The sequence below is a fragment of the Kitasatospora sp. NPDC034533 genome (genome assembly GCF_055575155.1).
In genome coordinates this window covers 92727-119485 of sequence record NZ_JBVITE010000020.1, presented here as the reverse complement: position 1 = coordinate 119485, position 26759 = coordinate 92727, and the positions used below count along the sequence as shown (strand labels likewise).

21 protein-coding genes are annotated in these 26759 nt (G+C 74.4%); 10 read left to right on the top strand and 11 right to left on the bottom strand.

All coding sequences use genetic code 11. The annotated features are described in order from the left end of the window. Positions 1-128: 128 nt before the first annotated feature. From ACZ55U_RS17205 to ACZ55U_RS17180, 6 genes are all read right to left on the bottom strand, one after another. Entirely contained in the window at positions 129-1337 is a 1209-nt protein-coding gene (locus ACZ55U_RS17205; RefSeq protein WP_465526947.1) for a sensor histidine kinase, read from the bottom strand. Beyond that, positions 1334-2068: a response regulator gene (locus ACZ55U_RS17200; protein WP_465526952.1), complete on the bottom strand. Its 735-nt coding sequence runs from the start codon at positions 2066-2068 to the stop codon at positions 1334-1336. Before ACZ55U_RS17200 ends, ACZ55U_RS17205 begins: the two co-directional genes overlap by 4 nt. 152 nt (positions 2069-2220) lie before the next feature. Beyond that, a complete protein-coding gene (locus tag ACZ55U_RS17195; RefSeq protein WP_465526946.1) occupies positions 2221-3090 on the bottom strand; it encodes a hypothetical protein in 870 nt (289 codons plus the stop codon). Between the two features lie 261 nt (positions 3091-3351). After that, the gene (locus ACZ55U_RS17190; RefSeq protein ID WP_465526945.1) at positions 3352-4098 is read right to left on the bottom strand and encodes a class F sortase; all 747 of its coding nucleotides are present in this window, start codon (positions 4096-4098) and stop codon (positions 3352-3354) included. An 82-nt stretch (positions 4099-4180) separates the two neighbouring features. Then, on the bottom strand, positions 4181-4618 hold the full coding sequence (locus tag ACZ55U_RS17185) for a sortase-dependent protein (RefSeq protein ID WP_465526944.1): 438 nt from the start codon (positions 4616-4618) through the stop codon (positions 4181-4183). A 352-nt stretch (positions 4619-4970) separates the two neighbouring features. Beyond that, positions 4971-5780, bottom strand: coding sequence for a hypothetical protein (locus ACZ55U_RS17180; protein WP_465526943.1), 810 nt, complete (start codon positions 5778-5780; stop codon positions 4971-4973). A gap of 237 nt (positions 5781-6017) precedes the next feature. On the opposite strand from ACZ55U_RS17180, the gene ACZ55U_RS17175 reads away from it, so the two are divergent. The 3 genes from ACZ55U_RS17175 (at position 6018) to ACZ55U_RS17165 (ending at position 8457) form a co-directional block, all read left to right on the top strand. Then, positions 6018-7286, top strand: a complete 1269-nt coding sequence (locus tag ACZ55U_RS17175) for an MFS transporter (RefSeq protein ID WP_465526942.1) — start codon at positions 6018-6020, stop codon at positions 7284-7286. Between the two features lie 167 nt (positions 7287-7453). Further along, the gene (locus tag ACZ55U_RS17170) at positions 7454-7687 is read left to right on the top strand and encodes a hypothetical protein (RefSeq protein WP_465526941.1); all 234 of its coding nucleotides are present in this window, start codon (positions 7454-7456) and stop codon (positions 7685-7687) included. Between the two features lie 224 nt (positions 7688-7911). Continuing rightward, the gene (locus ACZ55U_RS17165) at positions 7912-8457 is read left to right on the top strand and encodes a methylated-DNA--[protein]-cysteine S-methyltransferase (RefSeq protein ID WP_465526940.1); all 546 of its coding nucleotides are present in this window, start codon (positions 7912-7914) and stop codon (positions 8455-8457) included. A gap of 87 nt (positions 8458-8544) precedes the next feature. Here the strand turns inward: ACZ55U_RS17165 and ACZ55U_RS17160 are convergent, their stop codons facing one another. Continuing rightward, complete coding sequence (locus ACZ55U_RS17160; protein ID WP_465526939.1) at positions 8545-9696, bottom strand: ATP-grasp domain-containing protein; 1152 nt, start codon at positions 9694-9696, stop codon at positions 8545-8547. 327 nt (positions 9697-10023) lie between these two features. Between ACZ55U_RS17160 and ACZ55U_RS17155 the strand changes: the two genes are divergently transcribed. Both ACZ55U_RS17155 and ACZ55U_RS17150 read left to right on the top strand, forming a co-directional pair. Further along, positions 10024-11442 carry a family 2B encapsulin nanocompartment shell protein gene (locus ACZ55U_RS17155; RefSeq protein ID WP_465526938.1) on the top strand — a complete coding sequence of 473 codons (1419 nt, stop codon included), beginning with the start codon at positions 10024-10026 and terminating at the stop codon, positions 11440-11442. Positions 11443-11605: 163 nt separating this feature from the next. Then, entirely contained in the window at positions 11606-12655 is a 1050-nt protein-coding gene (locus ACZ55U_RS17150; protein WP_465526937.1) for a family 2 encapsulin nanocompartment cargo protein polyprenyl transferase, read from the top strand. Between the two features lie 101 nt (positions 12656-12756). Here ACZ55U_RS17150 and ACZ55U_RS17145 read toward each other — a convergent pair whose 3' ends face one another. Next, the gene (locus ACZ55U_RS17145; RefSeq protein WP_465526936.1) at positions 12757-13797 is read right to left on the bottom strand and encodes an NAD-dependent epimerase/dehydratase family protein; all 1041 of its coding nucleotides are present in this window, start codon (positions 13795-13797) and stop codon (positions 12757-12759) included. Between the two features lie 197 nt (positions 13798-13994). Here ACZ55U_RS17145 and ACZ55U_RS17140 point away from each other — a divergent pair, with 197 nt between their 5' ends. Together ACZ55U_RS17140 and ACZ55U_RS17135 are read left to right on the top strand one after the other, a co-directional pair. Then, positions 13995-15353 carry a DUF1254 domain-containing protein gene (locus tag ACZ55U_RS17140; RefSeq protein ID WP_465526935.1) on the top strand — a complete coding sequence of 453 codons (1359 nt, stop codon included), beginning with the start codon at positions 13995-13997 and terminating at the stop codon, positions 15351-15353. A 68-nt stretch (positions 15354-15421) separates the two neighbouring features. Next, on the top strand, positions 15422-16756 hold the full coding sequence (locus ACZ55U_RS17135) for a DUF1254 domain-containing protein (protein WP_465526934.1): 1335 nt from the start codon (positions 15422-15424) through the stop codon (positions 16754-16756). 1131 nt (positions 16757-17887) lie between these two features. Here ACZ55U_RS17135 and ACZ55U_RS17130 read toward each other — a convergent pair. Beyond that, complete coding sequence (locus ACZ55U_RS17130; protein ID WP_465526933.1) at positions 17888-19729, bottom strand: BACON domain-containing protein; 1842 nt, start codon at positions 19727-19729, stop codon at positions 17888-17890. 150 nt (positions 19730-19879) lie between these two features. Here ACZ55U_RS17130 and radA point away from each other — a divergent pair, with 150 nt between their 5' ends. Then, the gene (gene radA / locus ACZ55U_RS17125; protein ID WP_465526932.1) at positions 19880-21469 is read left to right on the top strand and encodes a DNA repair protein RadA; all 1590 of its coding nucleotides are present in this window, start codon (positions 19880-19882) and stop codon (positions 21467-21469) included. Between the two features lie 200 nt (positions 21470-21669). Continuing rightward, entirely contained in the window at positions 21670-22728 is a 1059-nt protein-coding gene (disA, locus tag ACZ55U_RS17120; RefSeq protein ID WP_188306273.1) for a DNA integrity scanning diadenylate cyclase DisA, read from the top strand. 234 nt (positions 22729-22962) lie between these two features. Here disA and ACZ55U_RS17115 read toward each other — a convergent pair whose 3' ends face one another. Beyond that, the gene (locus tag ACZ55U_RS17115; RefSeq protein ID WP_465526931.1) at positions 22963-23841 is read right to left on the bottom strand and encodes a hypothetical protein; all 879 of its coding nucleotides are present in this window, start codon (positions 23839-23841) and stop codon (positions 22963-22965) included. A 192-nt stretch (positions 23842-24033) separates the two neighbouring features. Here ACZ55U_RS17115 and ACZ55U_RS17110 point away from each other — a divergent pair, with 192 nt between their 5' ends. Further along, positions 24034-24954 carry an HhH-GPD family protein gene (locus ACZ55U_RS17110; RefSeq protein WP_465526930.1) on the top strand — a complete coding sequence of 307 codons (921 nt, stop codon included), beginning with the start codon at positions 24034-24036 and terminating at the stop codon, positions 24952-24954. A gap of 106 nt (positions 24955-25060) precedes the next feature. Here ACZ55U_RS17110 and ACZ55U_RS17105 read toward each other — a convergent pair whose 3' ends face one another. Continuing rightward, entirely contained in the window at positions 25061-26656 is a 1596-nt protein-coding gene (locus tag ACZ55U_RS17105) for an MDR family MFS transporter (RefSeq protein WP_465526929.1), read from the bottom strand. Positions 26657-26759 lie beyond the last annotated feature (103 nt).

The window sequence follows — 26759 nt, the reverse complement described above, 5'->3', positions numbered from 1 at the left end:
GCTTCACAGGCCCCTGCGCCGTCCGGACCTTGCGAATCTCGAAGTCCAATGCATCCCCTGAACTGGGGTGTTGCAACGACTCCTAGAACCCAAGAGTGGTCGAGCCGGCCCTCCGGCGTTCGGTGGGGTCAGTCCGGGGGCAGGGTGAGGGTGGCCAGGGCGCCGCCGTCGGGGTGGTTGGCGAAGGTCAGGGCGGCGCCGATGACGCGGGCGTGGCCGGTGGCGATGGTGAGGCCGAGGCCGTGGCCGCGGCCGCGTTCGGGGGCGTTGGTGCGGAAGCGCTGGGGGCCGTGCCGCAGGAGGTCCTCGGGGTAGCCGGGGCCGTGGTCGCGGACGGTGATCCGCGGGCCGTCGACGTGCAGGTGGACCGGGCCGGCGCCGTGGCGGTGGGCGTTGAGGATCAGGTTGCCGAGGATGCGGTCGAGCCGGCGCAGGTCGGTGCGGACCTGGCGGTCGGCGGCGACGTCGACGGTGACGTCCAGTCCGGTGAGGGTGACGGTGCGGCGCACCGCGCGCTCCAGCGGGACGGCGGAGAGGTCGGGGGACTCGGCGTCGGCGTCCAGCCGGGAGACCTCCAGCAGGTCCTCGACCAGGCCGCGCAGCGCCTGGACCCGGTTCTGCACCAGCTGGGTGGGGCGCCCGGGCGGCAGCAGTTCGGCGGCCGTGACCAGGCCGGTGAGCGGGGTGCGCAGCTCGTGGGCGACGTCCGCGGTGAAGCGCTGTTCGTCCTCCAGCCGGCGGTGCAGGGTGCGGGACATCAGGTCGACGGCGGCGGCGAGGTCGGCCACCTCGTCCTTGCCGTCGACGAGTTCGCCGATCCGGGTGTCCGTCCCGCCGGCCGCGATGCCCCGGGCGGCGGTGGCCGCGGTGCGCAGCCGGCGGCTGATCCGGTCGGCGACGAGCACTCCGGCCAGCACGGTGGTGAAGACCGCGGCGACGACGGTGAGCAGGATGATCCGGTCGAGGTCGGCGATGGCCTGGCGGTCCTGGGTGAAGTCCACCCGGGCGGACAGCACCCCCTCCTGCACCGGGCCGGCCGCCCACATCGACTCGCCCGTCCCGTCGGCGGCGAGCAGCGAGCCGTGCCGGCCGCCGGCGACGAGGGCGCGCAGCGGGTCGGGCAGGGCCGGGTCGTTCAGGGTGGCGCCCCGGCCGAGCGCGTGGTGTCCGCCGCGCTCGTAGTCGGCCGTGCCGGAGTCGAGGGCGGCGAGCGCGGCGGACCGGGCCTGGTCGACGTGCTGACGGATCATCGCCTGGTGGACCAGCAGGCCGACGGCCACCGCGACCAGGACGGCGATGGCGGCGACGGCGGTGGCGATCTGGCGGCGCAGGGTCATGCCGGGCGCCGCAGCTTGTAGCCGAACCCGCGGACGGTCTCGATCCGGCCGGAGCCGATCTTGGCGCGCAGCCGCTGCACGTGGACGTCCACGACCCGGGTGTCGGCGCCCCACTCGTAGTCCCAGACGCGTTCCAGCAGGGTGGAGCGCTCCAGCACGATGCCGGGCGCGGCGGTGAACTCCAGCAGCAGCCGCAGTTCGGTGGGGGTGAGCGGGACGAGGCGGCCGTCCACCCGGACCTCCATGCTGTCGGTGTCGACCTGGAGGCCGTCGAAGCTCCGTACGGCGGCGGCACCTGCGGAGGCAACGGCGGGGGCGGTGGTGACGGAGGCGGAGGCGGTGGGGGGTGCCTCGGAGGCCGAAGGGCTCTCCGGGCCCGCCGCGGGGGCCTCCGGGGGCTGGGGGGCGTCGGCCGCCGGTACGACGCGGATACGGCGCAGCACCGTACGGATCCGGGCGACCAGCACGGCGCTCTCGAAGGGCTTGACCACGTAGTCGTCCGCCCCGGCCTCCAGCCCGGAGACGACGTCCACCGGGTCGGTCCGGGCCGACATCATCAGGATCGGCAGCTGGCTCTCCTCCCGGATCCGGCGGCAGAGCCCGACCCCGTCGAGCAGCGGCAGCATGACGTCCAGCAGGAGCAGGTCCGGCCGGACGGCGTGGAAGGCCTCCAGCCCCTCCAGGCCGTCGGCGGCCGTGGTGACCGGGAAGCCGTAGCGCTCCAGGGCCATCCGGGTGGCCTCGCGGATCACCTCGTCGTCCTCGACCAGGAGGATGCGCGGCTGGGCGGGGGCGGCGTTCGCGTGCCCGGGCGCGGCGTTCGCGTGCGTGGTGGTCGGGTGCGCGGCGTTCGCGTGCGCGGTGGCGGGGGTGGTGGCGGGGTTCATCGCTTCGGCTCCGGGATCACGGCGGGGGTGGGGGGCGCGGAGGGCGCGATCGGTCCGGAGGACGGCGGTACGGCGCGCGGGAACGGGACGGCGGTCCTGGGGGCCGACTGCTTCGGCGGTAGCGCCGTCGGGCGGGCCGGTGCCGCGCCGGGCTCGGTCGCGGTGGCCTCCGGCCGGCCGGGGTCCTGGCCGGTGGGCGGGAGCACGCCGACGCCCACGTCCCGGCGTTCCTTCAGGGCGAGCCTGGTCCCGTCCCACTGGTAGTGGCTGCTGGTCTGGACGTAGGCGCTGGTCGGCTCGTACAGCCACAGCTCGGGGCCGATGGTCTCGGCGCTGAACGCCGGCTGGACCGGCACCCGCAGGACGGGCAGCAGGCGGTCCTCGGCGAGCGCGTAGACGTGCAGGACGACCAGCCCCGGGACGGAGACCACGGTGATCAGCTCGGGCCGCCCGTCCCCGGTGAGGTCGCGGAACTCGGGGGCGCGGACCTCGCAGCCGGTGCAGGAGCCGAGCGCCTGCCGCTCCTCCGGGCCCACCTTCGGGTCCTTGGCGAGGACGGCGCGGACGTCGACCGCGGTGATGTCGTGCCCGGGGACGGTCAGGTCCGGTACGGGCTGCGGCGGTTCCTGGGAGGCACCGGCCGCCGTCGCCGCCGGGGTCGGCGTGGGGGAGGCGGCCAGCTGCGGCCAGAGCGGTCTGGCCTCCGGCGGCGGTGTGGCGGTCTTCGCCGGGCCCCGGTCGAGCAGGCCGCCGGGGGTGGCCCGGCCGAAGGCGAGGGCGGCCAGGGCGATGAGGACGACCAGACCGGCCAGGGCGGCCATCGGCACGGCGCCGGGCCGGCGGCGGGGGGCTGGTGTTGCTGCCACGGTCGGTGCTCGTCCTCCTGGTCTGCGGCGATGCCTCGGGTCGTCCTCCCCGTCATCGCCCCTGGGGTAGGTCGCGTGGACGGGGCCCGGCGGTTCCGCCGGTTCCGGGCCCCGGCGGTTCCGGGCCCCGGCGGTCGGTGTCGGTCTCGGCCGTCCCGTCCGTGCCGGTCTCCGCAGGTCTCGGCCGGTCTCGGCCGGTCTCGGCCGTTCGCGGCCGTTCGCGGCCGTTCGCGACCGTTCGCGACCGGCCTCTGCCGGACCTCAGGCCAGGTCCGCCAGCACGATGATGTTGTCCGTCCAGTGCCCGTCCGAGCCGATCCGCCCGCCGCAGGTGATCAGCCGCAGCGCGGGTGCGGACGTGTCGCCGTAGACCTGCTCGGTCGGGAAGCGGTCCTTGGCGGCCTGGAGCAGCGTGCGGACCTTGAAGTCGACGGTGCCGCCGTCCGCGCGCCGGATCCGGATCAGCTCGCCGGGCCGCAGCTTCGGCAGCTGCTGGAAGACCGCCGGGCCGTGCACGGTGTCGTAGTGCCCGATGAGCACGGCGGGGCCGGTCTCGCCGGGGGAGGGGCCGTTGCGGTACCAGCCGACCTCCTGACCCCGGTCGGCCGGTGGCACCTGGACCGTGCCGTCGGGGTTCAGCCCGAGCTCGGTCACCGGTGCGTCCACCCCGACGGAGGGGACCAGCAGACGGGTCGGCGGCGAGGGCGGGTACGGCTTCGGGGCGGCGGGTGCGGTGCCGGTCGCGGTCGCGGCCGGAGTGCCCGGGGCGGTCGGGGCGGTCGCCGGGGCGTCCGTGCCGGTGCCGTGCCCGGAGGCTTCGATCCGCACCACCGGGGTCTCCCGGCCGGACAGCGCGAGCGAGGTGCCGAGCACCAGGCAGAGCAGCCCCGCCGTGCCGAAGGCGGTGCGGCGCAGCGGCCCCGGGCCGGACCGGGCGGCACGTCGCCGTCCCCGTCCGGAGGCGCGCCCGTGTCCTCGCCCGCGTCGGTGGCTGCTGGTCCCCGTCACCGGGGCCGCCCCGGCGCCGCTTCCCCGACTGGCCGGGTACGGGGAAGCGGCGCCGGGGTGCCCGGCGGACTCGGGACCGGTGTCAGCCGCGCGCACCGGAACGGCGGCGCAGGACGGCGAAGCCCAGTGCCGCGGCGCCGACGGCCGCGACGGTGCCGCCACCGGCGAGCATCAGACCGGAACCGTCGGAGGCGCTGGAGCCGTCACCGGCCTGCGCGGCGCCCTTGGGCACCTCGCGGACCTGCGGCTGGGCGGCGCCGGGGGCGACCGGCGCCGGGGTGGCGGCGCCCCGCGGGACGGCGGGGGAGGCGGCCGTGACGACGGGGAGCGGGACGGCGGAGGCCGGGACGGCAGGGGCCGGGACGGCCGTTCGGGGGGCCTCGGCGGGTGCGGCCGGCTTGGGCGCGGCGTCGGCCCAGGCCTGCCCGCCGGTGACGGTGGCCAGCAGCGCGACGCCGGTCAGGGCGCAGGCCGTCAGGACGCGGCGGGCGGGCGAGCGGTGGGTACGGCTCCTGCTCATGGGGTGTCTCTCCATCTGCATCGGTCGGTACGTGGTGGACGCCGGCCCGCGCGCGGTCCGCGGTGCGGTTCGCGGGGCCGGGCGTACGGGTGTCACGGGACGTCCGTCGTCGGCGCCGGACGCGTACGTCCTCGTCGTGGATGCCCTCCGGCCCGTTCGGCCGGGGCGTCGTCGATGACGGTAGGAGGGCCGTGTCGCGGTCCTCGGCCGGTCGTGTCACGGCCGCCCATCGGCTGCGTAACGACGACGGGCGCGGCGACGCGGGGCTGTGACGATCGCCGGGCGTGGCTCACCGACCCTCCTGCCGATCCCCTGCTGACCCCCGATCCCCCGATCCCCCGGTCCCCCGCCGCTACCGCCCCGCCCGCAGGCGGCGGAGGGTCCAGCCCGGGCCGAGGGGGCGCGTGTGGGCCGTGAAGAGTTCGGCGGCGCGCCGGTAGGACAGGCGGGCGTGCCCGGTGTGGGGGCAGCGGTCACGGGCGGGGGTGCCGGCGGGGGCGCGGCGGTCGGTGAGGAAGAGCGGGCCGGTGGGGCGGCCGGCGACGAGCAGGGGCAGCAGCCGGGCGGTGCCGGACTGCCAGTGGAGGGGTGCGCTGCCCGGGCGGGTGCGGCGGCGGGGCAGGTCGAGGTGGTCGGTGTCCAGGGCGAGGACGGTCTCGATCGCGGCGCCGGACTCGTGCAGCAGGTGCCAGAGCGCCTGTTCGCGCAGTGGCGCGCGGAGGGCGAACAGGGCGCGCAGCTCCTCGGGGGTCGGCGCGGCGGCGGCCGGGGCGGGGTCGGCGAGCGGGCGGGGGTGCAGGTCGGCGGTCGGGTCGCCGTCGATCCAGCCGCGGGCCCGCCACCAGGCCACGGCGGCGCGCAGGGTGGAGAGTTCCCGGTTGAGGGTGCGCGGGTCGGTGTCGGCTCCGCGCTGGGCGGCTGCCGCGCGGAGCCGGTCGGGGGCGTCCGGGTGGTCGAGCAGGCCGAGCGGCAGGACGGGCGGCCGGGCGCGTCGCCGTTCGGGGCCGGTGGGCGCGGGTCGGTCGGCGAGCGCCCAGGCCCAGGTGTCCAGCGCGATCCGGTAGATCCGCCGGGAGCCGTCGGCGAGTCCGGAGCCGGCCAGGTAGCGCTCGACGGCGACGGCGTATTCGACCGGGGGGATTCCCGTCCTGGGTTCTGTCACGACCGACCACCTTCTCCCGCAGTAAACAGCAGTAAACAGCAGTGAACAGCAGTGAACACCCATTCCGGCTCGCTCGGAACCATAGCCGTGATGCGCAGTAAAGAGCAGGTGTAATGCCGTTGTTGGGCTTGTTTACTGCGGTAGATGAACCCTGGGCTCGAATTGACTCCCAAAGACTCAGCTTTTCTTCCGGAAACTCTTGAATCCGGTCCCCGCCGAACCCCAGACTTGCTGCGCATGACAGTGCGAACCGAGCCGGTCCCGGCCCGCCGAAGGCGTCCGGGAGACCGTCTCGCAGTCCTGCGCGAGCGCGGGTTCAGGTGGTTCTTCCTCGGGTACACGACCTCCCTCGTCGGCTCCTCGATGGCGCCGGTCGCGGTCGCCTTCGCGGTGCTCGACGGCGGCGGTGGCGGGACGGACGTGGGCTGGGTGATGGCGTCCCGGATCCTGCCGGTGGTCCTGGTGCTGATGGCCGGCGGGGTGATCGCGGACCGGATCGGCAGCCGCCGGGTGATGCTGGGGTCGGACGTGCTGCGCGGCCTGGTCCAGGCGGTGTTCGCCGCGCTGCTGGCGGTCGGGCACGCGCCGGTCGGGGCGATGATCGCGCTGGTGGCCGTCTGGGGGCTCGGCGAGGGGCTCTTCATGCCGGCGTTCGGCGCGATCGTGCCCGACCTGGTGCGCCGCGAGGAGCTGATGGCGGACGCCAACACTCTGCTGGGGCTGTCCCGTTCGGTCGCCGGCGTGCTCGGCCCCGCCACGGCGGGCCTGGTGACCGCCGCCTGGGGCCCGGCGGCGGTGCTGCTGACCGATGCGGTGACGTACGGCGTCGGCGCCTTCGCGCTGGCCAGGCTGCGGCTGCCGGTACGGGAGCCGGTGGGCGGCGGCGAGTCGATCGTCCGGGAGGTGCGGGCCGGCTGGTCGGAGTTCGCCGCCCGCCCGTGGCTGTGGATCACCACGGTGCAGATGGGCCTGTTCAACGTGCTGGTCTGGGGCCCCTTCCTGGTGCTCGGCCCGCTGATCGCGCAGCAGGACCTCGGCGGGGCCCGGGCCTGGGGCCTGGTGATGGCCGGGTACGGCGTCGGCGCGGTGCTGGGCGGACTGCTGATGCTCGGCCGCGCCCCCGCCCGCCCGCTGGCGGTGGCGTCCGTGGCGGCGCTGGCCTGGGCGCTGCCGCCGGCCGCGCTCGCGGCCGGGGTGTCGCTGCCCTGGGTGGCCGCCGGTGCGCTGGTGGCCGGGGCCGGCTCGGCGGTCTGCGGGACGCTCTACAGCACCACCACCCAGAAGTGGGTGCCGGCGGAACTGCTCGGCCGGCTGACGGCCTTCGGAGTGCTGGGCTCCTTCGGCCTCGGCCCGCTCGGGCTGGCGGCGGCCGGTCCGCTGGCCGGCCGGTTCGGCTCGGACACCGTGCTGCTCCTCGGGTCCGTCTGGCAACTCGCCGCCGGGGCCGTAGTGTTGGCGACACCGGCGGTACGGAACCGCCGCTGGGAGGAGGGCCCGGACAGCTGACTGCCCCTGGACGGCTTCGGGGCGCACCCCCGGCCCACCGCGCTCCGCGCCCGGCCGGCCCCGGAGCGCGACCGGCTGCCCCTCCCGCGTGTGTAGGCCTCCGCGGCGGGCGGGGCGGCCGACCCGGTCGTACGGTGGGAGGACGGGGATCACGGAGGAGGTCGATCATGCCCGGTTCGCTCACCATCAGCCACCACGAGTCCGCGGCGACCGTGGACCACATGGACGCCGAGCGGCTCGCCACCGTACTGGCGGATCTGGCGTACCTGCTGGAGATCCCGGGGCCGGAGCGGATCAGCGACGCGCAGCTCGCCGTGCTGTGCGAGGGGCGCGGCCCGGACCGCGCCGAGCTGGTGCACTGGTGCGCCTCGCTCGCCCGCGGGTTGAAGGGGCAGCTCTGACTCCGGCCGGAGCCGCCCGTACGCGCGGTGCCGACCGCCCGCCGCTTCCCGTCGACCGCCCGCCGCTTCCCGTCGACTACCCGCCGCTTCCCGCCGACCGCCCGCCGTACGACCGCCCGCCGCTGCCCGCCGACCGCCCGCCGTACGATGGCGCGCGGGGCGGGGACGCCTCCCGGGTGCCGGGGTGGCCGGCGGCCGGTCCGGCGGAGGGTGGGGGCCCGATCGTGTCGCAGTCCTGGTCGATGTCCTGGCTGACGGTGCCCACGCCGCTGCCCAGCGGTCCGATGCACGTGGCGGTGACCCCGCTCGGCGTGGCGGCGGCCGGTTACCGCGGTCGCGACGGTGAGCTGCCGCCGTGCACCGACGAGGCGAAGGCCACCGCCGTCACCGAGCGGATCGGCGCCTATCTGGCGGGCCGCACACGCGAGTTGGGCCTGCCGATCGACTGGAGCCTCAGCTCGGGACCGCACCGCGCCGTGCTCCAGACGCTCTGGCGCGAGGTGCCGTACGGCCGGACCATCACCTACGGCGAACTGGCGGCCCGCAGCGGGGTGTTCGAGGACGTCGCGGAGCCGGGACTGGCCGCTCGCACGGTCGGGCAGATGATGGCCGCCAACCCCGTCCCCCTGCTGGTGCCGTGCCACCGGGTGGTGGCGGCGGACGGGATCGGCGGCTTCGGCGGCGGCCAGGTCGGGATCGACGTGAAGCGCTGGCTGCTCACCCTGGAGGGCGTGCTGGAGCCGACCCTCGACTGGAACGGCCCGCTGTAGCGACGCCGCCCGTACCCGCCGCCGGCCGCCCGCTCAGCACCCGCCGCCCCGACCCCCGACCCCAGGCTCCCGGCCCCTCGCCGCCCGTCACGCCCGGGCTCGGACCAGGGACACCCGCCCGGGTGCCCGGCGCGGCGGCACCGGCTGGATGCCGGGCACCAGCGTGTACTCGATGCCGCGCACGTCCGGCCCCGCGCCCGCGCCGTCCGCCCCCTCCGGCCGCTCCCCGAGTGCCAGCCGCACCGCGTCCCACGGCAGGTTGAGGCCGCACAGCCGCAGTTGGTGGAGCCCGGCGGCGGGCCGGGTGTTGACGTCGATGACCACCGGCCGGTCCTCGAACCGGCGGAACTGCACATTGGACAGGTACGCCATCCCCGTCGCCCGGACCAGCCGCCGGACCGGCTCCAGGTAGCACTCCTCGGTGGTGAAGCCCCGGCGGCGGCCCTGCTTGGTGCGCCCGACCACGGTGAGCGGATCGCCGTCCCGGTCGGCCAGGCAGTCCACCGAGACCTCCGGCCCGTCCAGGTAGGGCATCACCAGCAGGTCCACCGGCTCACCGCCCGAGCCACTCGCACTGCCCGCGCCGCCCGAACCACCCGCACCGCCCGCACCGCCCGTACTGCCCGAGCCCCCCGCGCCGCCCCCGGCCAGGGCGGCGGCCACCTGCTCGACCTGCACCCGGTGGTCCCAGCCCGCCAACCGCCGTGCGCCGTAAGGCTCCCGGGTGAGCACCCGGAAGCCCGCGCCGCCGGCGCCGGAGGTGGGCTTGAGGCAGGCGGTGTGCCCGTCGCCCTCGATCCGCTCGACGGCGTCCCACAGCTCGCCGGGGGTGCGCACCCGCCACCAGGGCGGGGTGGGCAGTCCGGCCCCGGCGATCGCCGCGTAGCCGTCGGCCTTGCTGGTGAAGGCCGCTATCGCGGTGGCCGGCGGGCAGAGCAGCGCGGTGCCGATCGCCTCGAACTCCGGCCGGGCGAGGGCGATGGCGAGCTGGTGCAGTTGCGGGACGAAGACGTCGACGGCGTGCCGGGCGCAGTAGTCCAGCGCGTAGCGGACGTAGTCGGCCGCGGACAGGTCGACCGGCTCCGGGGTGCCGTGGTCGGCGGCGGCGAGCACGGGCGAGTCCGGGTCGCCGTGGGTCGCGTGGACGACGACCGGGCGCGGCGCGGCGCGCAGCTGTTCGATGAAGAAGACGTTCTCGGCGTAGGTGCGGTTCAGCCAGACGCGTACGGGTGCGCTCATGCGGCCCTCCCAGGAGGAGAGTTGACGAAAGGTCAGAAAACCCTAGCGACCTGTTCGAACCGGTCGGACGGCGGGGCGCGAGGTGCGGATCGTGTCGAAGGGCGGCGCGGGCCGGGTGTCCATGGGGGAGGATGGGATTCCGCACCGCGATATGTTCGAATAAATAGTCGAACGGATATCGATCTGGTGATCTATTCGTACTATTTGTTGGGCCATTCTGAACCACTCGAACGAGTGATTGCGGGCCGCCCTCGAATGGGCCCAGTATGAAGCTGCAACACGCATGTGCAAGGCGACACTTCATCGGGTATGCGAAGGGCTCCCCTCATGTCGACCGAAACCAATGCCGGTATTCCCGCGCCAGGTGCGCGTTCGGAGATCCGGCAGCAGCAGAGTCTGAGCACGGCCGGCGCGCGGAACCTCGCGACGACCACCAAGTCCGCGCCGCAGATGCAGGGCATCAGCCCGCGCTGGCTGCTCAGGAGGCTGCCCTGGGTGCAGGTCTCCGGCGGCACCTACCGGGTGAACCGCCGCCTGCGCCACTCGGTCGGCCGGGGCCGGGTGAGCTTCGTCAAGACCGGCTCCGAGGTGCGGATCGTCGCGCCGACGCTGGCCGAGGTGCCGGTGCTGCGCGGTTTCCGGGACGAGGCCGTGCTGGAGGAGCTGGCCGGGCGCTTCGTGCAGCGGGAGTTCAGCCCGGGTGACGTCCTGGTCCGGGCCGGGGCGCCGATCACCGAGGTGTTCCTGATCGCGCACGGCAAGCTCGACCGGCTGGGCACCGGCAAGTACGGCGAGGAGACGGTGGTCGGCACCCTCGCCGACGGCGACCACCTCGGCGACGAGGCGGTCCGGCAGGACGGCGGGGACTGGCCGTACACCGTCCGCGCCGCGACCTCCGGCACCGTCATGTCCCTCTCCTGGCCGGCCTTTCAGGAGCTGCACGACCGCTCCGAGGCGCTGCAACTCCAGGTCATCGAGTACCTGAACGGCTTCCAGCAGGCGCAGAACAAGCACGGCGAGGCCGCGATCGACCTCTCCTCCGGGCACCACGGCGAGCACGAGCTGCCCGGCGCCTTCGTGGACTACGAGCTCAAGCCGCGCGAGTACGAGCTGAGCGTCGCGCAGACCATCCTCAAGGTGCACACCCGCGTCGCCGACCTCTACAACGAGCCGATGAACCAGACCGAGCACCAGCTCCGGCTGACCATCGAGGCCCTGCGCGAGCGCCAGGAGCACGAGCTCATCAACAACCCGGAGTTCGGCCTGCTGGAGAACGCCGCGTACGACCAGCGGTTCCAGACCTACTCCGGCCCGCCCACTCCGGACGACATGGACGAGTTGCTCAGCCGCCGCCGCGGCACCCGGATGTTCCTGGCCCACCCCAAGGCCATCGCCGCCTTCGGCCGGGAGCTCAACAAGCGCGGCCTCTACCCGGGCACGGTCGAGGTCGAGGGCAAGCAGATCATGGCCTGGCGCGGCGTCCCGGTCTTCCCGTGCAACAAGATCCCGATCGTCGGGAGCACCAGTTCGATCCTCGCCATGCGAATCGGCGAGGACAACCAGGGTGTCATCGGGCTGCACCAGACCGGAATTCCGGACGAATACCAGCCGGGCCTTTCGGTGCGGTTCATGGGAATCGACGAGAAGGCCATCATTTCGTACCTGGTGAGCGCCTACTACTCCGCGGCGATCCTGGTTCCGGACGCGGTCGGCGTCCTGGAGAACGTGGACATCGCGCGGTACTGACGGCTTGCGGCCGTGCGCCGCGCGGCCGCGCATGGCGTACGTACGCGGCCGCCCGCGACCGTGCATGACGCACGCCCGCGACCGTGCCCGACACCGCAGGGCAACCCCGGTCCGCCGCGACGGCGGGCCGTCCCACGACAGGCGCCGACAGGGGGAGACACCCATGACCAGTCCCACGCTGGAGCGGGACCACAAAGAGGGGCACGAGGCGGCGGACATCCTCGCCCGGGCCCGCGCGCTGGTCGACCCGGTGCTGCGGGCCGCCGTCGACTCGCTGCCCGGCACCATGCGCAAGGTGGCCGGCTACCACTTCGGCTGGTGGGAGGCGGACGGCACCCCCGTCGAGGCCTCCGCCGGCAAGGCGATCCGGCCGGCCATGGTCCTCGCCGCCACCCAGGCGCTGGGCGGCAAGCCCGACGAGGCCGTCGCCGCTGCCGCCGCGGTGGAGCTGGTGCACAACTTCACCCTGCTCCACGACGACGTCATCGACCGGGACGACACCCGGCGCCACCGGCCCACCGCCTGGCGGGTGTTCGGCACCACCGAGGCCATCCTGGCCGGGGACGCCATGCACTCCCTCGCGCTGCGCCTGCTCGCCGAGGACACCCACGGGGCCGCCCAGGGCTCGATCCGCCGGCTCACCGACTGCGTGGTCGAACTCTGCGAGGGGCAGCAGATCGACTGCGCCTTCGAGCAGCGCGACGACGTCTCGCTGGCCGAGTGCCTGGCGATGGCGGAGGCCAAGACCGGCGCCCTGCTCGGAGCCGCCTGTGCGACGGGCGCCCTGTACGGGGGCGCCTCCGAGGAGGCCGCCCGGGCGCTGGACGGCTTCGGCCGGGAGATCGGCCTGGCCTTCCAGCTGATCGACGACCTGATCGGCATCTGGGGGGACCCAGCGGTGACCGGCAAGCCGGTCGGCGCGGACCTGGCCGCCCGGAAGAAGTCCCTGCCGGTGGTCGCGGCGCTGGGTTCCGGCACCGTCGCGGGCAAGCGGCTCGCCGAGCTTTACGCGCTCGAACGGCCGCTCAGCGCCGAGGAGTTGGCACAGTGCGCGGCGGCGGTCGAGGAGGCCGGCGGGCGCGGCTGGGCGCAGGGCGAGTCCTGCGAGCGGATGGCCGGGGCGATGGCGCAGCTGGCCGCCGCCGTGCCCGAGCCGGCCGCGGCGGACGAACTGCTGGCGCTCGCCGAGCTGGTGACGCGCCGGACGCACTGAGCGGCCGGGCCGCACGAGCGGTGTCCTCCTGAGGGCGTTCCCGGGGGCGGGAAGCCGGTCCGTCCGGCTTCCCGCTCCTGCCGCCCGACCGGGCCGCGCGCTCAGCCGAAGGCCGCCAACAACCGCTGCTCCTTGGCCGGTTCGATGCCGTTCCGTACCGGAGCGTCCGGTGCCCCCTTGCGTCCGGCCGCGTCGGTGTCCTCGGCCGGCCCGCGCGTGCGCAGCCACTCCCAGGTGTCCCGCGCCGTCTCGGCGAACGGCCGGCAGCGCAGGCCGGCCGCCTCGGCGCGGGCGGTGTCGGCCAGCCAGACGCCCGCGAAGTCGGGCAGGTCCGGTGCCCAGAAGGGAAGTTCGGTCCACGGGCCGACCTGGTCGGGGCCCTCGGCGAGCAGCGGCCCGTCCTCGACCCAGACCAGCTCGGTGTCCGCGGTGCCCGCGACGGCCCGGCAGGTCTCCAGCCACTCGCCGAAGCGGAGTCGCCCGGGCGGCGCCGTGGTGACGAAGCGCCCCGTCGTCCCGGCCGTCAGCAGGTCCAGGCCGAAGGCGGCGAAGTCCCGGACGTCGATCACCTGCATGGTCCGCTGGGGGTCTCCCGGGGCGAGCACCCGTCCGCCGCGTGCCATCCGCTCCAGCCACCAGGGCAGCCGGCCGCCGTTCTCGTGCGGCCCGATGAGCAGCCCGCTGTTGAGCACCAGCGTGCGCTCGGCGCCGAACCCGGCGAGCACGGCGCGTTCGCAGCCGGCCTTGAGGGCGTTGCCGGGCGGCTGGCCGGGCGGGGTGTCGGCGGGGCAGGGGTGCAGGGCGGAGTCCTCGTCGATCACCCGGGCGGGCCAGTCGGCGAAGGCGTGCACCGAGGAGACGATGGTGTAGTGGTCGGCCCGCTCGCGCAGCAGCCGGGCGCTGAGCGCGGCCTGGGCGGGCTGCTGGGCGGAGGTGTCGACGACGGCGTCCCAGCGGCGGCCGTCGACCAGCCGGGCGAGGTCGTCGGCGCTGTCGCGCTCGCCCCGGACGGCCTCGACCCCGGGCAGGTCGGCGGCGCTGCGGCCGCGGTTGAAGGTGGTCACCCGGTGGCCCCGGGCGAGCGCGTCGGCGGCGTAGGCCCGTCCGAGGAAGGACGAGCCACCAAGCAGGAGGATCTTCATACCGATGACCCTGCCTCGGCGGTCCCACCGGCATGCCCGGATTAGCGCTCAGCAGAGAGCGGAACCCGGGCGCAGAGGTGGCCCGGCCGCAGCCGACCCGACGTGCCGCCCCACCCGGCCCCACATAGCATCCCCTTCGTACCGATTGATACCGATTCCTCACGAATCAAGCGGACCCGCAGTGGGAGAGCGACAGCATGGTCAACCCGGCACTCGTGGACCCGGCCACCGTCCGCGCGACCGCCGCCGAGGCCTGGATCCGCGGCTACCCGATGCTGCGGAACTACCGCGCCCTCTACGCCCAGGCCCTGGACGACGCGGACCCGGGGTACGTCGGCGGCTTCGGCGTCTTCCGCCACCAGCCGCGGCCGCCCACCCCCGCCGACCCCGGCGGCCCCCTCCGCACCGACGAGCCCGGGGACACCCCCCGCTCCCGGGCCTGGCTGGACCTGCGCGCCGAGCCCTGGGTGGTCTCGGTGCCCGCCGAGGACCGGTACCACGTCCTGCCGGTCCACGAACTCGACACCGTGTACGCCGGTTTCATCGGCACCCGGACCACCGGCCCCGAGCCCGGCGACCACCTGGTGGCCGGGCCCGACTGGCACGGCGAGCCCCCGCCCGGCATCCGCGGGGTGATCCGCACCGCCACCCGGCTGGTCGGCATCCTCGGCCGCACCCGGCTGACCGGGAACAGCCCCGCCGAGATCGCCGAACTCGCCGCCGTCCAGGAGCGGTACCGGCTGCGCCCGCTGCACGAGTACGCCGGCACGCCCGCGCCGGCGCCCGCCCCGGAACCGCTCTGGCCGGTCTGGCGCGAGGAGGTGGCGGACACCGTCGAGTTCCTCGCCTTCCTCGACTTCCTGCTCGGCTTCTTCCCGCTGGACGGCCCCGTCCCGCTGCCGCCCGCCGAGGCCGGGCTGCGCGGCCGCCTCACCGACCTCGGTGTCGACGGCCGCGGCGAGTTCGAGCCCGCCGCGCTCCCGCTGGAGGTGCGCGCGGAGATCGAGCGCGGCCTCGCCGACGGACGGGCCCGGCTGGACCGCGCCGTCGCCGAACTCTCCGACTCCAGCGGGCTGTTCGGCACCCGTGCGCAGATCGGCGGGGACTTCCTGCGGCAGGCCGTCGGCGCCGCGGTCGACCTCCACGGACTGCCCGCCGAGGAGGTCCGGCAGGTGCGCTGGGAGGAGGACAGCACCGGCCGGCGCCCGCCGAACGCGAGCGACCGCGACCACCTGATCCGCTTCGCCCCGGACGCGCTGCCCCCGGCCGGCTCCGCCTGGTCCGCCACCATGTACGCGCTCCCGGAGCACCGTCTGGTCGACAACCCCCTCGACCGCTACGCGATCGGCGACCACACCCCCGGTCTGGTCCACGATCCGGACGGCGGGCTCACCCTCTACGTCCAGCACAAGCGGCCCGCCGACGCCGAGCACTCCGCCAACTGGCTGCCCGCCCCGGACGGCCCGTTCACGGTGGTGCTCCGGTACTACGCCCCGGGCCGCGCCGCCCCCGGCGGCGGCGGGCTCCCACCGCTTCCGCCGCTCGATCCCCGCTGACCGGTCGCGCACCCGGTCCCCACCTCGCCCGCTCCGCACCTCGCCCGCTCCGTACGTAAGGACCCGTGATGAACCAGTCCGAGCTGGAGGCCCTGGCCGCCGACGCGTACGTCTACGGCTACCCGCTGGTCGCCGGCCTCACCATGGTCGAGCGCTTCACCAAGGGCGGCCTGGGCACCCTGCCGGCGGCGCCGTTCAACCGGTTCGGCCACGCCACCCGGCTGGCCGGCCCGGCCGACGACTTCGTCTCCGTCAACAACGACACGATCTACTCGATGGCCCAGCTCGACCTCTCGGAGGGCCCGCAGGTGCTGCGCGTCCCCGACACCGCGGGCGCCTACTACGTGCTCCAGGTCATCGACGCCTGGACGGACAACATCGCCTACCTCGGCCGCCGGGCCACCGGCACCGAGGCGCAGACCTGGCTGATCGTCCCGCCCGGCTGGCATGGCACCCCGTCGGACCCGTCCCGGGTGATCGAGCTGCCCACCACCGTCGGCACCCTCGTCGGCCGCTTCGCCTGCCTCGGCCCGGACGACCTGCCCCGGGTGCGGGCCCTCCAGGCCGCCCTGGAGCTGGAGCCGCTGGAGGCCGGGGGCCTGGTCGCCGGACTGCCCGAGCCGGACGACGGGGTACCCGAGCGGCTGGCCTTCTTCGAACGCCTGCGGGTCTGGATGCAGGCCTACCCGCCCGCCACCGCGGACATCGAGTACCAGCGCCGCTTCGCCGCGCTCGGCCTGCTGGACGACGGCGCCTCGCCGTACCGGGCGGCGGCCCCGGAGTGGACGCTGGCGCTGGCCAAGGGCCTGGCCGCCGGCCGCGAACGGGTCGAGGCCGCCACCCGCCCGCCCGAGGACCACCCGCTCGGCGAATGGCGCAGCACGCTCCACCTCTTCGACTACAACACCGACCACCTGGGCCCCGGCACCCTGGACGACCCCGAGTGGCGCATCCCGGACCGCCGTGCCGCCTACCTCAGCCGGGCCGCCGCCGCCCGCGCGGGCCTCTGGGGCAACCACGCCTACGAGGCCTCGTACGCGATGACCTACGACGACTCGGACGGCCGGCCCCTCAGCGGCGCCAACAGCTACACCCTGCACTTCGACCAGCCGCCCCCGGCCGGGGCGTTCTGGTCCATCACGATGTACTCCGTTCCGGACTACTGCCTGGTGGAGAACCCGATCGACCGCTACTCGATCGGTGACCGCACCCCCGGCCTGGTCCACGGCGACGACGGCTCCCTCACCCTGATCCTCCAGCACGACCAGCCCGAGGACCCGGACGCCGCCGCCAACTGGCTCCCCACCCCACCCGGCGAGTTCCGCCCCATCCTCCGCATCTACCAACCCGAACCCCCGGTTCTCGACGGGACCTACCAAATCCCCCCGATCCACCGCACCTGACCAGCCCACCCCGCACACAGGAAGTCGGCCCAGCCGACTTCCTGCGCAACCCCCGGGGCTCTCCTCCGGCGCGTGGGTTGCTTTCGGCCTGCCCCGCGCGAAAAGTCGGCCGAGTCGACTTCCTGCGCAGCCCCCGAGGCTCTCCTCCGGTGCGTGGGTTGCTTTCGGCCTGCCCCGCGCGAAAAGTCGGCCGGGCCGACTTCCTGTGCACCCCTGCCGATTCGCCGGGCGGGTGGCACCCGGCAACGGGCCTGAGTATCCGCCCGATGCCCGCCCGCTTCACCCATCCGATGGCCCTCGCGCGTTGAAAGTCGACGGGTCCGACTTCCCATGCACCTCACCTTTTCCGTAAGCCCCCGCCCGGCCGCCTCTACGCGCGTTGATTTTTCCTCGCCCGCCACCCTTCTGCACAGGAAGTCGGCCACACCGACTTCCTGTGCGCCCGCTGCCGTTTTCACGCAGGGAAGCCCGGCCAGTGGCCCATGCACTCCATTGCCACCAGCCCACCCTGCGCGAGAAATCGGCCCGGTCGACTTTCCATGTCCGACCCCTCCGCCGCCGTGAATCTACGCGCGTCGACTCGCCGAAGCCTTGCGCGAGAAGTCGGCCCGGCCGACTTCTCGCGCGCGGCCGGTTGGTCGCCGGCGAGGGTGGCGTGGCGGCTTGGCTGTCTGGGCGGTTGGCGTTCGGCCGTGGCCCTGCACGAGAAGTCGGCGGATCCGACTTTCTGTGCGCCCTCGCCTTTCGGAAGCCCTGCTCGGCGCTTCCATGCGCGTGCCGATCGTTCCTCGCACGCCATGCACCAGAAGTCGGGCCAGTCGACTTCCTGTGCGCTGGTTCGTTGGTTTCGCGGTCTGCGTGCCTGACTGATGCCTGCTCGCCCCTGCGCGCGAGAAGTCGGCGGGGTCGACTTCTCGCGGGTGTCTCGCCTGTCGATGGCCCCTGCTGGGCGTTTCTACGCGCGTTAACTCACGTTCTTCCCTGCGCGAAAAGTCGGCCGGGCCGACTTCCTGTGCATCCGCTGCCGGGGCTTTGCAGGGGATCCGGTGGTTGGTCCGCGTGCTTGGCCGCATGCCGCTGCATGAGAAGTCGGCCGGGTCGACTTCTCACGCAGGCTTGCTCCGGGCCGGGTCAGTGATCGGACGGGGATGCCGTCGGCGTGCTTGTGGGGTGTGGTGTGGCATCCGGGCTGGGCGCGGTGGTGGGGGTGTCCGAGGGGGAGGGAGAGGGGGATGCGGGCGCCGTGGGGGAGGGGGTGGCGGGAGGCGTCGGTGTCGCGGACGGCGGAGGGGTGGCGGGGGAGGAGCCGGAGCCGCCGCGGTTGTGCGGTCCGCCCTCCAGGGTGACCACCGCCTGTGAGGGCGGCAGTGCGATCCGGGCGGTCCAGTGGGTGGTCGGCGCCTGGTCCTCGTCCACGGTGACGATCACGGTGATCCGCTGGCCGGGCGCCAGGGTGCCGGAGTCACGGCTGAGCCGGAGCCAGCCGGCGTCCGTCACCGCGCGCCAACGGATCTCCGCTCCACCGGAGTTGGTGAGGGTGAGGATGGTCCGGCTGCCGTACTCGGCGGCCTCGACGGTGAGCAGTCCGGCCGGGGCGGGCTCGCCGGTGCCCGGCGTGGAGGTGCGGTCGACCGCCGGGGCCGGGGCGGGTGCGGCGACCAGGTCCGGACTGGTGAGCGGGGTCGCGCCGTGGACCGGGACCGGGACCACCGCGCCCTGAACGGTCAGCCGGGGCAGGCCGGGAAGCAACGTTTCTGCACCGCTCCCGCCAACACCGACCCCGCCGGCGCCGCCCGCCAGCTCCATCCCCGGCATACCGGAAGCCCCCGGCCCCGCCGGTCCACCCACCGCCGGCCGCTGCCCGGCCGACCGTCCGGCCTCGTCCACCCGCACCGCCGACACCGCCGCCGACCTCGCGCCCCCATCGCCCCGGTGCCCGGCCCAGAGCGCGATCACCGGCGCGGCCAGGACCGCCGCGAGCACCCCGGTGGTCACCACCCGCCGGCGCACCGCCAGCCCCCGCCCCACGTCCGGCGCCCGGTGCCGAGGAAAGCCGCCCTGGTCGAACCGCAACCCCGACTCCACCCCCGGAGCAGCCACCCCCTCAACAGCCGCCCCATCAACAGCCGCCCCGCCAACAGCCGCCCCCGGAGCCCGCAGCAGCGAAAGCCCCGCCACCCCCGCCGTACCCTCCCCCGCCTCGCTCGCGGCCACCCGCTCCGCCGTCCCCCGGCAGGTCGGGCAGTCCACCACGTGCTGCACCAGCTCCCGCCGCAGCGCCGGGCCGAGCACCCAGCTCCGCCAGGACTCCGCCCCCGCCCCGCCCAGCCGGTCCAGCTCCGGACAGCTGCCGACGCCGAGCACCAGCAGCGCCGCCCTGGTCCGGGCGACCTCGGCCTCGGCCCCGGCCAGCAGCTCACGGGTCCGCTCGAACGGCAGGCCCAGCACCGCCGCCACCTCCAACGGCGTCAGCCGGTGCCGGACGGACAGCTCCAGCGCCTCCCGCTGCTCCGGGTCGGTACCGGCCGCCTCCGGCCAGGCGAGCGAGGACAGCTCGCGCCGCCGCCGGGCCGCCTCGGCCTCGCCCGCAGCCGCCCTGGGCCCTCGCCCGGCCTCGCCCTCGGCGCAGGTCCCGGCACCCGGCGCGGCCTCCCCGCCGCCCGCGAGCCGCCGCAGGCAGCAGTACCGGGCCAGCGAGAACAGCCAGGCCCGCAGCAGCCCCGGCTCGGTCAGCCGGTCGCCGTGCCGCCGCGCCAGCTCACGGACCTCGCACAGGGCTTCGGCGGCCGCGTCGTGCTCGCAGAGCACCGAGAGGCAGTAGGTGAAGAGCCCGTCCGCCTGCCGCTCGTACACCGCGAGCACGGCCCCGGCCCGCACCTCGGCAGCCTCGGCCGTAGCCCTGGCCGTCCCAGCCGCCCCGACCACCCCGGCTCTTCCGGCCCTCCCGGTCAGGCCCACAGTTCGCGTTGTCACCCGTCCGACGGTAGAGACCGCAGACGGCTGACCCCGCCCATTCCCCCGTTATGTACTTCTTTCGGGTAACAACATCGCCCATCTGTGTGGACGCACGGCGAGCCCGCCGGCGGACCGCCGCTGTCACACCCAGGCGCTACGGTGGGCCGCATGCCTCCGCGTTCCAAGACCACCGCCAAGCCGCGCCCGGCGTACCGCTGCACCGAGTGCGGCAACCAGCTGCCCAAGTGGGTCGGCCGCTGCCCGGAGTGCAACGCCTGGGGCACGGTCGAGGAGTACGGCGCGGTCCCGATCCGGACCACCGCCGCCGGCCCGGTCAGCGCCCCGGCCCGCCCGATCGCCCAGGTGGACGGCCAGGTGGCGACGGCCCGGTCGACGGGCGTCCCGGAGCTGGACCGGGTGCTCGGCGGAGGCCTGGTGCCCGGCGCGGTGGTGCTGCTGGCCGGCGAGCCCGGCGTCGGCAAGTCCACCCTGCTGCTGGACGTCGCGGCCAAGGCGGCCACCGCGCGGCACCGCACGCTCTACGTGACGGGCGAGGAGTCGGCCGGCCAGGTCCGGCTGCGCGCGGACCGGATCAACGCCCTCTCCGAGCACCTCTACCTCGCCGCCGAGCAGGACCTCGGCGCCGTGCTCGGGCACATCGAGGCGGTCAACCCCGGCCTGCTGATCCTGGACTCGGTGCAGACCATCGCCTCCGCCGAGCTGGACGGCGCCCCCGGCGGCCCGGCCCAGGTCCGCGAGGTGGCGGGCGCGCTGATCCGGGCGTCCAAGGAGCGCGGCATGGCCACCCTGCTGGTCGGCCACGTCACCAAGGACGGCCAGATCGCCGGCCCGCGCCTGCTGGAGCACCTGGTGGACGTGGTGCTCAGCTTCGAGGGCGACCGACACGCCCGGCTGCGCCTGATCCGCGGGGTCAAGAACCGCTACGGCGCCACCGACGAGGTGGGCTGCTTCGAGCTCCACGACGAGGGCATCGTCGGCCTCGCCGACCCGTCCGGTCTCTTCCTGACCAGGCGTGACAAGCCCGTCCCGGGCACCTGCCTCACCGTCACCCTGGAGGGCAAGCGCCCGCTGGTGGCCGAGGTGCAGGCGCTGATGGTGGATTCGCAGATCCCCTCCCCGCGCCGCACCACGTCGGGCCTGGAGTCCCCCCGGATCGCGATGATCCTGGCCGTGGTCGAGCGGCACGGCGGGGTGAAGCTCGGCAAGCAGGACATCTACACCGCGACGGTCGGCGGGGTGAAGCTGACGGAGCCCTCCGCCGACCTCGCGGTCGCGCTCGCGGTGGCCAGCTCCTCCACGGACACCCCGCTGCCCAGCAACCTGGTGGCGATCGGCGAGGTCGGCCTGGCGGGCGAGGTGAGGCGGGTGACGGGCGTGCAGCGGCGGCTCGCCGAGGCGCACCGGCTGGGCTTCACCCACGCCCTGGTCCCGCCGGACCCGGGCAAGGTGCCGCCGGGCATGAAGGTGGTCGAGGTGGCCGACATCGGCGAGGCGCTGCGGGCCATTCCGGGCCGCCGCCGCGCCGCCGCGAAACCGCGCACCGAGGCCCGTACCGAAGGGGCCCGCACCGAAGGGGCCCGCACCGAGTCCCGCGCGGAGTCCCGTGCCGGGGCCCGGGGTGAGGCACCGTCGGCGCCGCCCGCGCCCCGCTCCGCCCGGGCCGCGAACCACCCGGTGGCGTATCCGGAGGAGCTGATGGACGGCTGGGAGCCGCTCGACTCCGACGAACTGCGCTGACCCAAGCCCTGCCGAAGCCACACACAGTTAGACTTTCCCCAGTCTCATTGGCCAGAAGGCAGTACCGAGCGGTACTGAGCGACAGAGCAACAGACCGCGGAGCGGCGCACGGCGCGAGGCGCGCGGCAGGGGTCGACCGGAGGAGTCACGTGGCAGCCAGCGACCGGGGGGCGGACAAGGCCTCCCGCGAGGAGGCCCTGCTGCGGGCCTCCCTCACCGCCATCGCGCCCGGTACCGCGCTTCGTGACGGCCTGGAGCGGGTCCTGCGGGCCAACACCGGCGGCCTGATCGTGCTGGGCTTCGACAAGACCGTCGAGTCCCTGTGCACCGGCGGCTTCGTCCTGGACGTCGAGTTCAGCGCCACCCGGCTGCGGGAGCTGTGCAAGCTCGACGGCGCGGTGGTGCTCGACAAGGACATCACCAAGATCGTCCGGGCCGGCGTGCACCTGATGCCGGACTCGACCATCCCCACCGACGAGACCGGCACCCGTCACCGCACCGCCGAGCGCGTCAACCGGCAGACCGGCTACCCGGTGGTCGCGGTCTCGCACTCGATGCGGCTGATCGCGATGTACGTCAACGGCACCCGCCGGGTGCTGGAGGACTCCACCACCGTGCTGTCCCGCGCCAACCAGGCGCTGGCCACCCTGGAGCGCTACAAGCTGCGTCTGGACGAGGTGGCCGGCACGCTCTCCGCGCTGGAGATCGAGGACCTGGTGACGGTCCGGGACGTCACCGCCGTGGCCCAGCGCCTGGAGATGGTCCGGCTGATCGCCACCGAGATCGCCGGCTACGTGCTGGAGCTCGGCATCGACGGCCGGCTGCTGTCGCTCCAGCTGGACGAGCTGATCGCGGGCGTGGAGCCGGAGCGCGAGCTGGTCGCCCGGGACTACTTCCCGGAGCGGGCCGCCAAGAAGGGCCGGACGGTCACCGAGGTGCTGGCCGATCTGGAGGCGCTCACCCACGCCGAGCTGCTGGACCTCCAGACCGTCGCCAAGGCGCTCGGCTACTCCGGCTCGCCGGAGTCGCTGGACTCCGCCGTCTCGCCGCGCGGCTACCGCCTGCTGGCGAAGATCCCGCGCCTGCCCAACACGGTCATAGAGCGCCTGGTCGAGCACTTCGGCGGCCTCCAGAAGCTGCTCGCCGCGAGCATCGACGACCTCCAGACCGTCGAGGGCGTCGGTGAGACCCGCGCCCGCTCGGTCCGCGAGGGGCTGTCCCGGCTGGCCGAATCCTCCATCCTGGAGCGCTACGTCTGATCGGCCGCGCGGCCGTACGGACGCCCGAACTCACTGACGGCCCCCGGGAGAAACCTTTCTCCCGGGGGCCGTCGCACAACCCGAAGCCGCAGCCCCGAAGCCGCACTCCCGAAGCCACAGCCCTGCCCCTGAAGCCGCACACGCGAAGCCGCACCTCCGGCGCCACGCGAGCGCACACGCCGGAGCCCCGGCCGCGCGGCGGCCGGGGCTCCGGGGGAGGAAGTTGACTGGTTCTCAGCTGTCCAGCCGGATCGAGGCCCGCGCCGAGACCTTGTCCCCGGCGAGCCCGGTGAGCTCCGCGAGCACCACGTACGTCCCGCTGGGCGGCGGCGTCTGGTCGGCGGTCGCGCACTGCGGCTTGCTGCGGCTGCGGTCCCAGGTGAAGGTCTCGGTCTGGCTGCCGTTCGCCCCGAGCTGCACCCAGATGCTGCCCTTGTCGGCCGGGCAGTCGCCGGAGGACCAGACCCGGTCGTTGCTGCTGCCGCTCACCGTGATCACGGAGGCGGTGCGGCCCAGGTCCACCCGGCAGTTGGTGCCGGCGGAGTTCTTGACCGTCAGGGCCAGCCGCGGCTTGTCCTTGGGCTGGTACGAGTTCTGGGTGCCGGCCAGCTCCAGCGCCACCTGCGAGGAGGCGCAGACCGGCAGCGCCATGATCTCCGGGGTGTTCACCGCCGGAGCACCGCCGCCTGAACCGCCCGAACCGCCCGTACCGCCCGTACCGCCACCACCGCCGCCGCCCGCCGGGGCAGCCCCGCCGGGGGCCGGGTTGGCGCCGCCGGTGCCGGTGCCGCCGCTGAGGTTGACCTCGGTGCCGCCGCCGCCCGCCACCGGACCGCCCCCGGTGCCGCCGCCCGGAGGCGCCGCGGGGCCGCTCGGCGAGGCGCCGGGCGTGATGGTCTGGGCCGGCGTCTGGTTCGGCGCCTGGGGCGGAGGCGTGGACGGAACGGCCTGTGCGGCCTTGCCCTGTGAGCCGCCGTCACCGCCCCCGCCCTGATCGATCATCAGCCAGGCGATCAGCGCGACGACCGCCGCGACGGCGACGAGCACGACGACGCGCCGACGCCAGTAGATCGAGGCCGGCAGTGGTCCGACGGGTTGACGCAGAGAAGGCACGATCAAACTCTACGAGACTGTGTGTGGCGATTGACTCACCAACACCGCACAGTCGCCCCTTCCTTCACATGATCCGCCATTTGATCCGTTCGGGCGAGCCCCAACCGGACGATTTTCGGAAAGCCACGGAAGATCCGAAGTGGTCCGCTCCACTTCGGCGGGGGCGGGCGGGCATGGCAGGATCGAAGGGCCATGACTGCCATCACCGCCTCCGCCACCGACGCCGCCCGGCCGCCGATGCCCCTGCCGCTGTTCCACTCGACCGTCCTGGACTGGTACGAGGCGAGCAAGCGGGACCTGCCCTGGCGCGCCCCCGACGCGACCCCCTGGGCGGTCATGGTGAGCGAGTTCATGCTCCAGCAGACCCCGGTCAAGCGCGTGCTGCCCGCCTGGGAGGCCTGGCTCACCCGCTGGCCGACCCCGGCCGACCTGGCCGCCGAGGCGCCCGGCGAGGCGGTCCGGATGTGGGGCCGACTGGGCTACCCGCGCCGGGCGCTGCGCTTGCACGCGGCCGCGGTGGCGATCACCGAGGAGCACGACGGCGAGGTCCCGGACGACCACGCCACCCTGCTGTCGCTGCCGGGGGTGGGGGAGTACACCGCCGCCGCCGTCGCCTCCTTCGCCTTCCGCCAGCGGCACGTGGTGCTGGACACCAACGTCCGCCGGGTCTTCGCCCGCGCGGTGACCGGCGTCGAGTTCCCCGCCCAGGCCACCACCGCCGCCGAGCGCCGCACCGCCACCGCCCTGCTGCCGGACGACGCCGAGACGGCCGCCACCTGGGCGGTCGGCGTGATGGAGCTGGGCGCGCTGGTCTGCACCGCGCGCGGCCCGGAGTGCGGGGAGTGCCCGCTGTTCACCAGCTGCGCCTGGCAACGGGCCGGCCGCCCGCCGTACGAGGGCCCGGCCCGGCGCGGCCAGTCCTACGAGGGGACGGACCGCCAGGTGCGCGGCAAGCTGCTCGCGGTGCTGCGCGAGGCGCACGGGACGGTGCCGCAGGCCCGGCTGGACGCCGTCTGGCCGGACGCGGTGCAGCGGGCCCGGGCCCTGGACGGCCTGGTCGCGGACGGCCTGGTCGAGCCGGTCGAGCAGGGCGTCTACCGGCTGCCGCAGTAGCGACAGCGCGGCGGCCGGCCCGCCCCGCAGCACGAGCCCCCGCGACTCCCGACGACGGCGCCCCCGGGAGGAAGACCTTCCGGGGGCGCCGTGCGGAGCGGTCCGGTCAGACGGCCGCAGCCTCCAGCGAGGCCTCGGCCGGCTTCTCGTCCTTGCCGGTCCCGCGCAGCGGCACCTCGCGCAGGAACACCGCCGCGGCGATCGCGATCACGGCCACACCGGCGCCCCACAGGAAGACGGTGTGCATGCCGTTGGACACCGCGTGGTGGTAGGCGTCCTGGACGGCCGGGTCCAGCTGGCGCAGGACGGCCGGGCTCACCTCGCTCGGGTCCTTCATGCCGCCACCGGCGACGGCCTGCTCGCCGAGCCGGTCCTTCATGGTGTCGGCGACCCGGTTGTTGAACAGGGCGCCGAACAGCGCGACACCGAAGGAACCGCCGATGGTGCGGAACAGGGTGGCGGTGGAGCTGGCCACGCCCATGTCCTTGAGCTCGACGCTGTTCTGCGCCACCAGCATGGTGATCTGCATCAGGAAGCCCATGCCGGCGCCCAGCACGACCATCCAGCAGGCGGAGGTGAAGCGGGTGGTCCCGGTGCCCATGGTGGAGAGCAGGATCAGGCCGCCGGCCATCACGAAGGTGCCGATGATCGGGTAGATCCGGTACTTGCCGGTCTTGGTGACGGCCTGGCCGACCACCAGCGAGATCACCAGCATGCCGAACATCATCGGCATCAGCAGCAGCCCGGAGTTGGTGGCCGAGGCGCCCTGGACGATCTGCTGGTAGAGCGGCAGGAAGACGGTCGAGCCGAACATCACGAAGCCGACGATGAACCCGATGATCGAGACCAGGGTGAAGTTCAGGTTCCGGAACAGGCTCAGCGGGAGCATCGGCTCCTCGACCCGCTGCTCCACGTAGCAGAAGGCGATCAGCGAGGCGGCCGAGAGCGCGGCCAGGCCGAGGATCTCCTTGGATCCCCAGGCGTACTGCTGGCCGCCCCAGGTGGTGATCAGCACCAGCGAGGTGATGCCGACGGTGAGCAGGACGGCGCCCAGGTAGTCGACCTTGGCGGTGCTGCGGACCTTCGGCAGCTTCAGCGTGACGACGACCACCGCGAGCGCGACCAGGCCGAGCGGCAGGTTGATGTAGAAGGTCCAGTGCCAGCTCAGGTGGTCGGTGATGAAGCCGCCGACCAGCGGGCCGCCGATGGTGGCGAGGGCCATCACGGCGGCGAACATGCCCTGGTACTTGCCGCGGTCACGCGGCGGGACGAGGGCGCCCATGATCGACATGACGCCGACCATCAGACCGCCGGCGCCCAGGCCCTGGACGGCGCGGAAGCCGATCAGCTCGTTCATGTTCTGCGACAGGCCGGACAGCGCCGAGCCCACCAGGAAGATCACGATCGAGGTCAGGAAGGTGCCCTTGCGGCCGTACATGTCGCCGAGCTTGCCCCAGATCGGGGTGGAGGCGGCGGTGGCCAGGGTGTACGCGGTGACCACCCAGGACAGGTGCTTGGCACCGCCGAGGTCGCCGACGATGGTCGGCATGGCGGTGCCGACGATCAGGTTGTCGAGCATGGCCAGCAGCATGGTGACGACCAGGCCGACCATCACGAGGCGGATCTCGCGGGGGGACCGCGGCTGCTCCTCCTCGGCCGCCTTGGCCTCCGGCTCCGGGCCGGCGGTCTTGGACTGTGACATGGGGTGGGGTCTCCCGGAGGGTGGTTCGGACGGAGCCTCGCGCCGTGCGGCGGCTCACTTACTTGTCGCCCGGCTAGTTAATCAGACCGTCGGCACGGTAGGT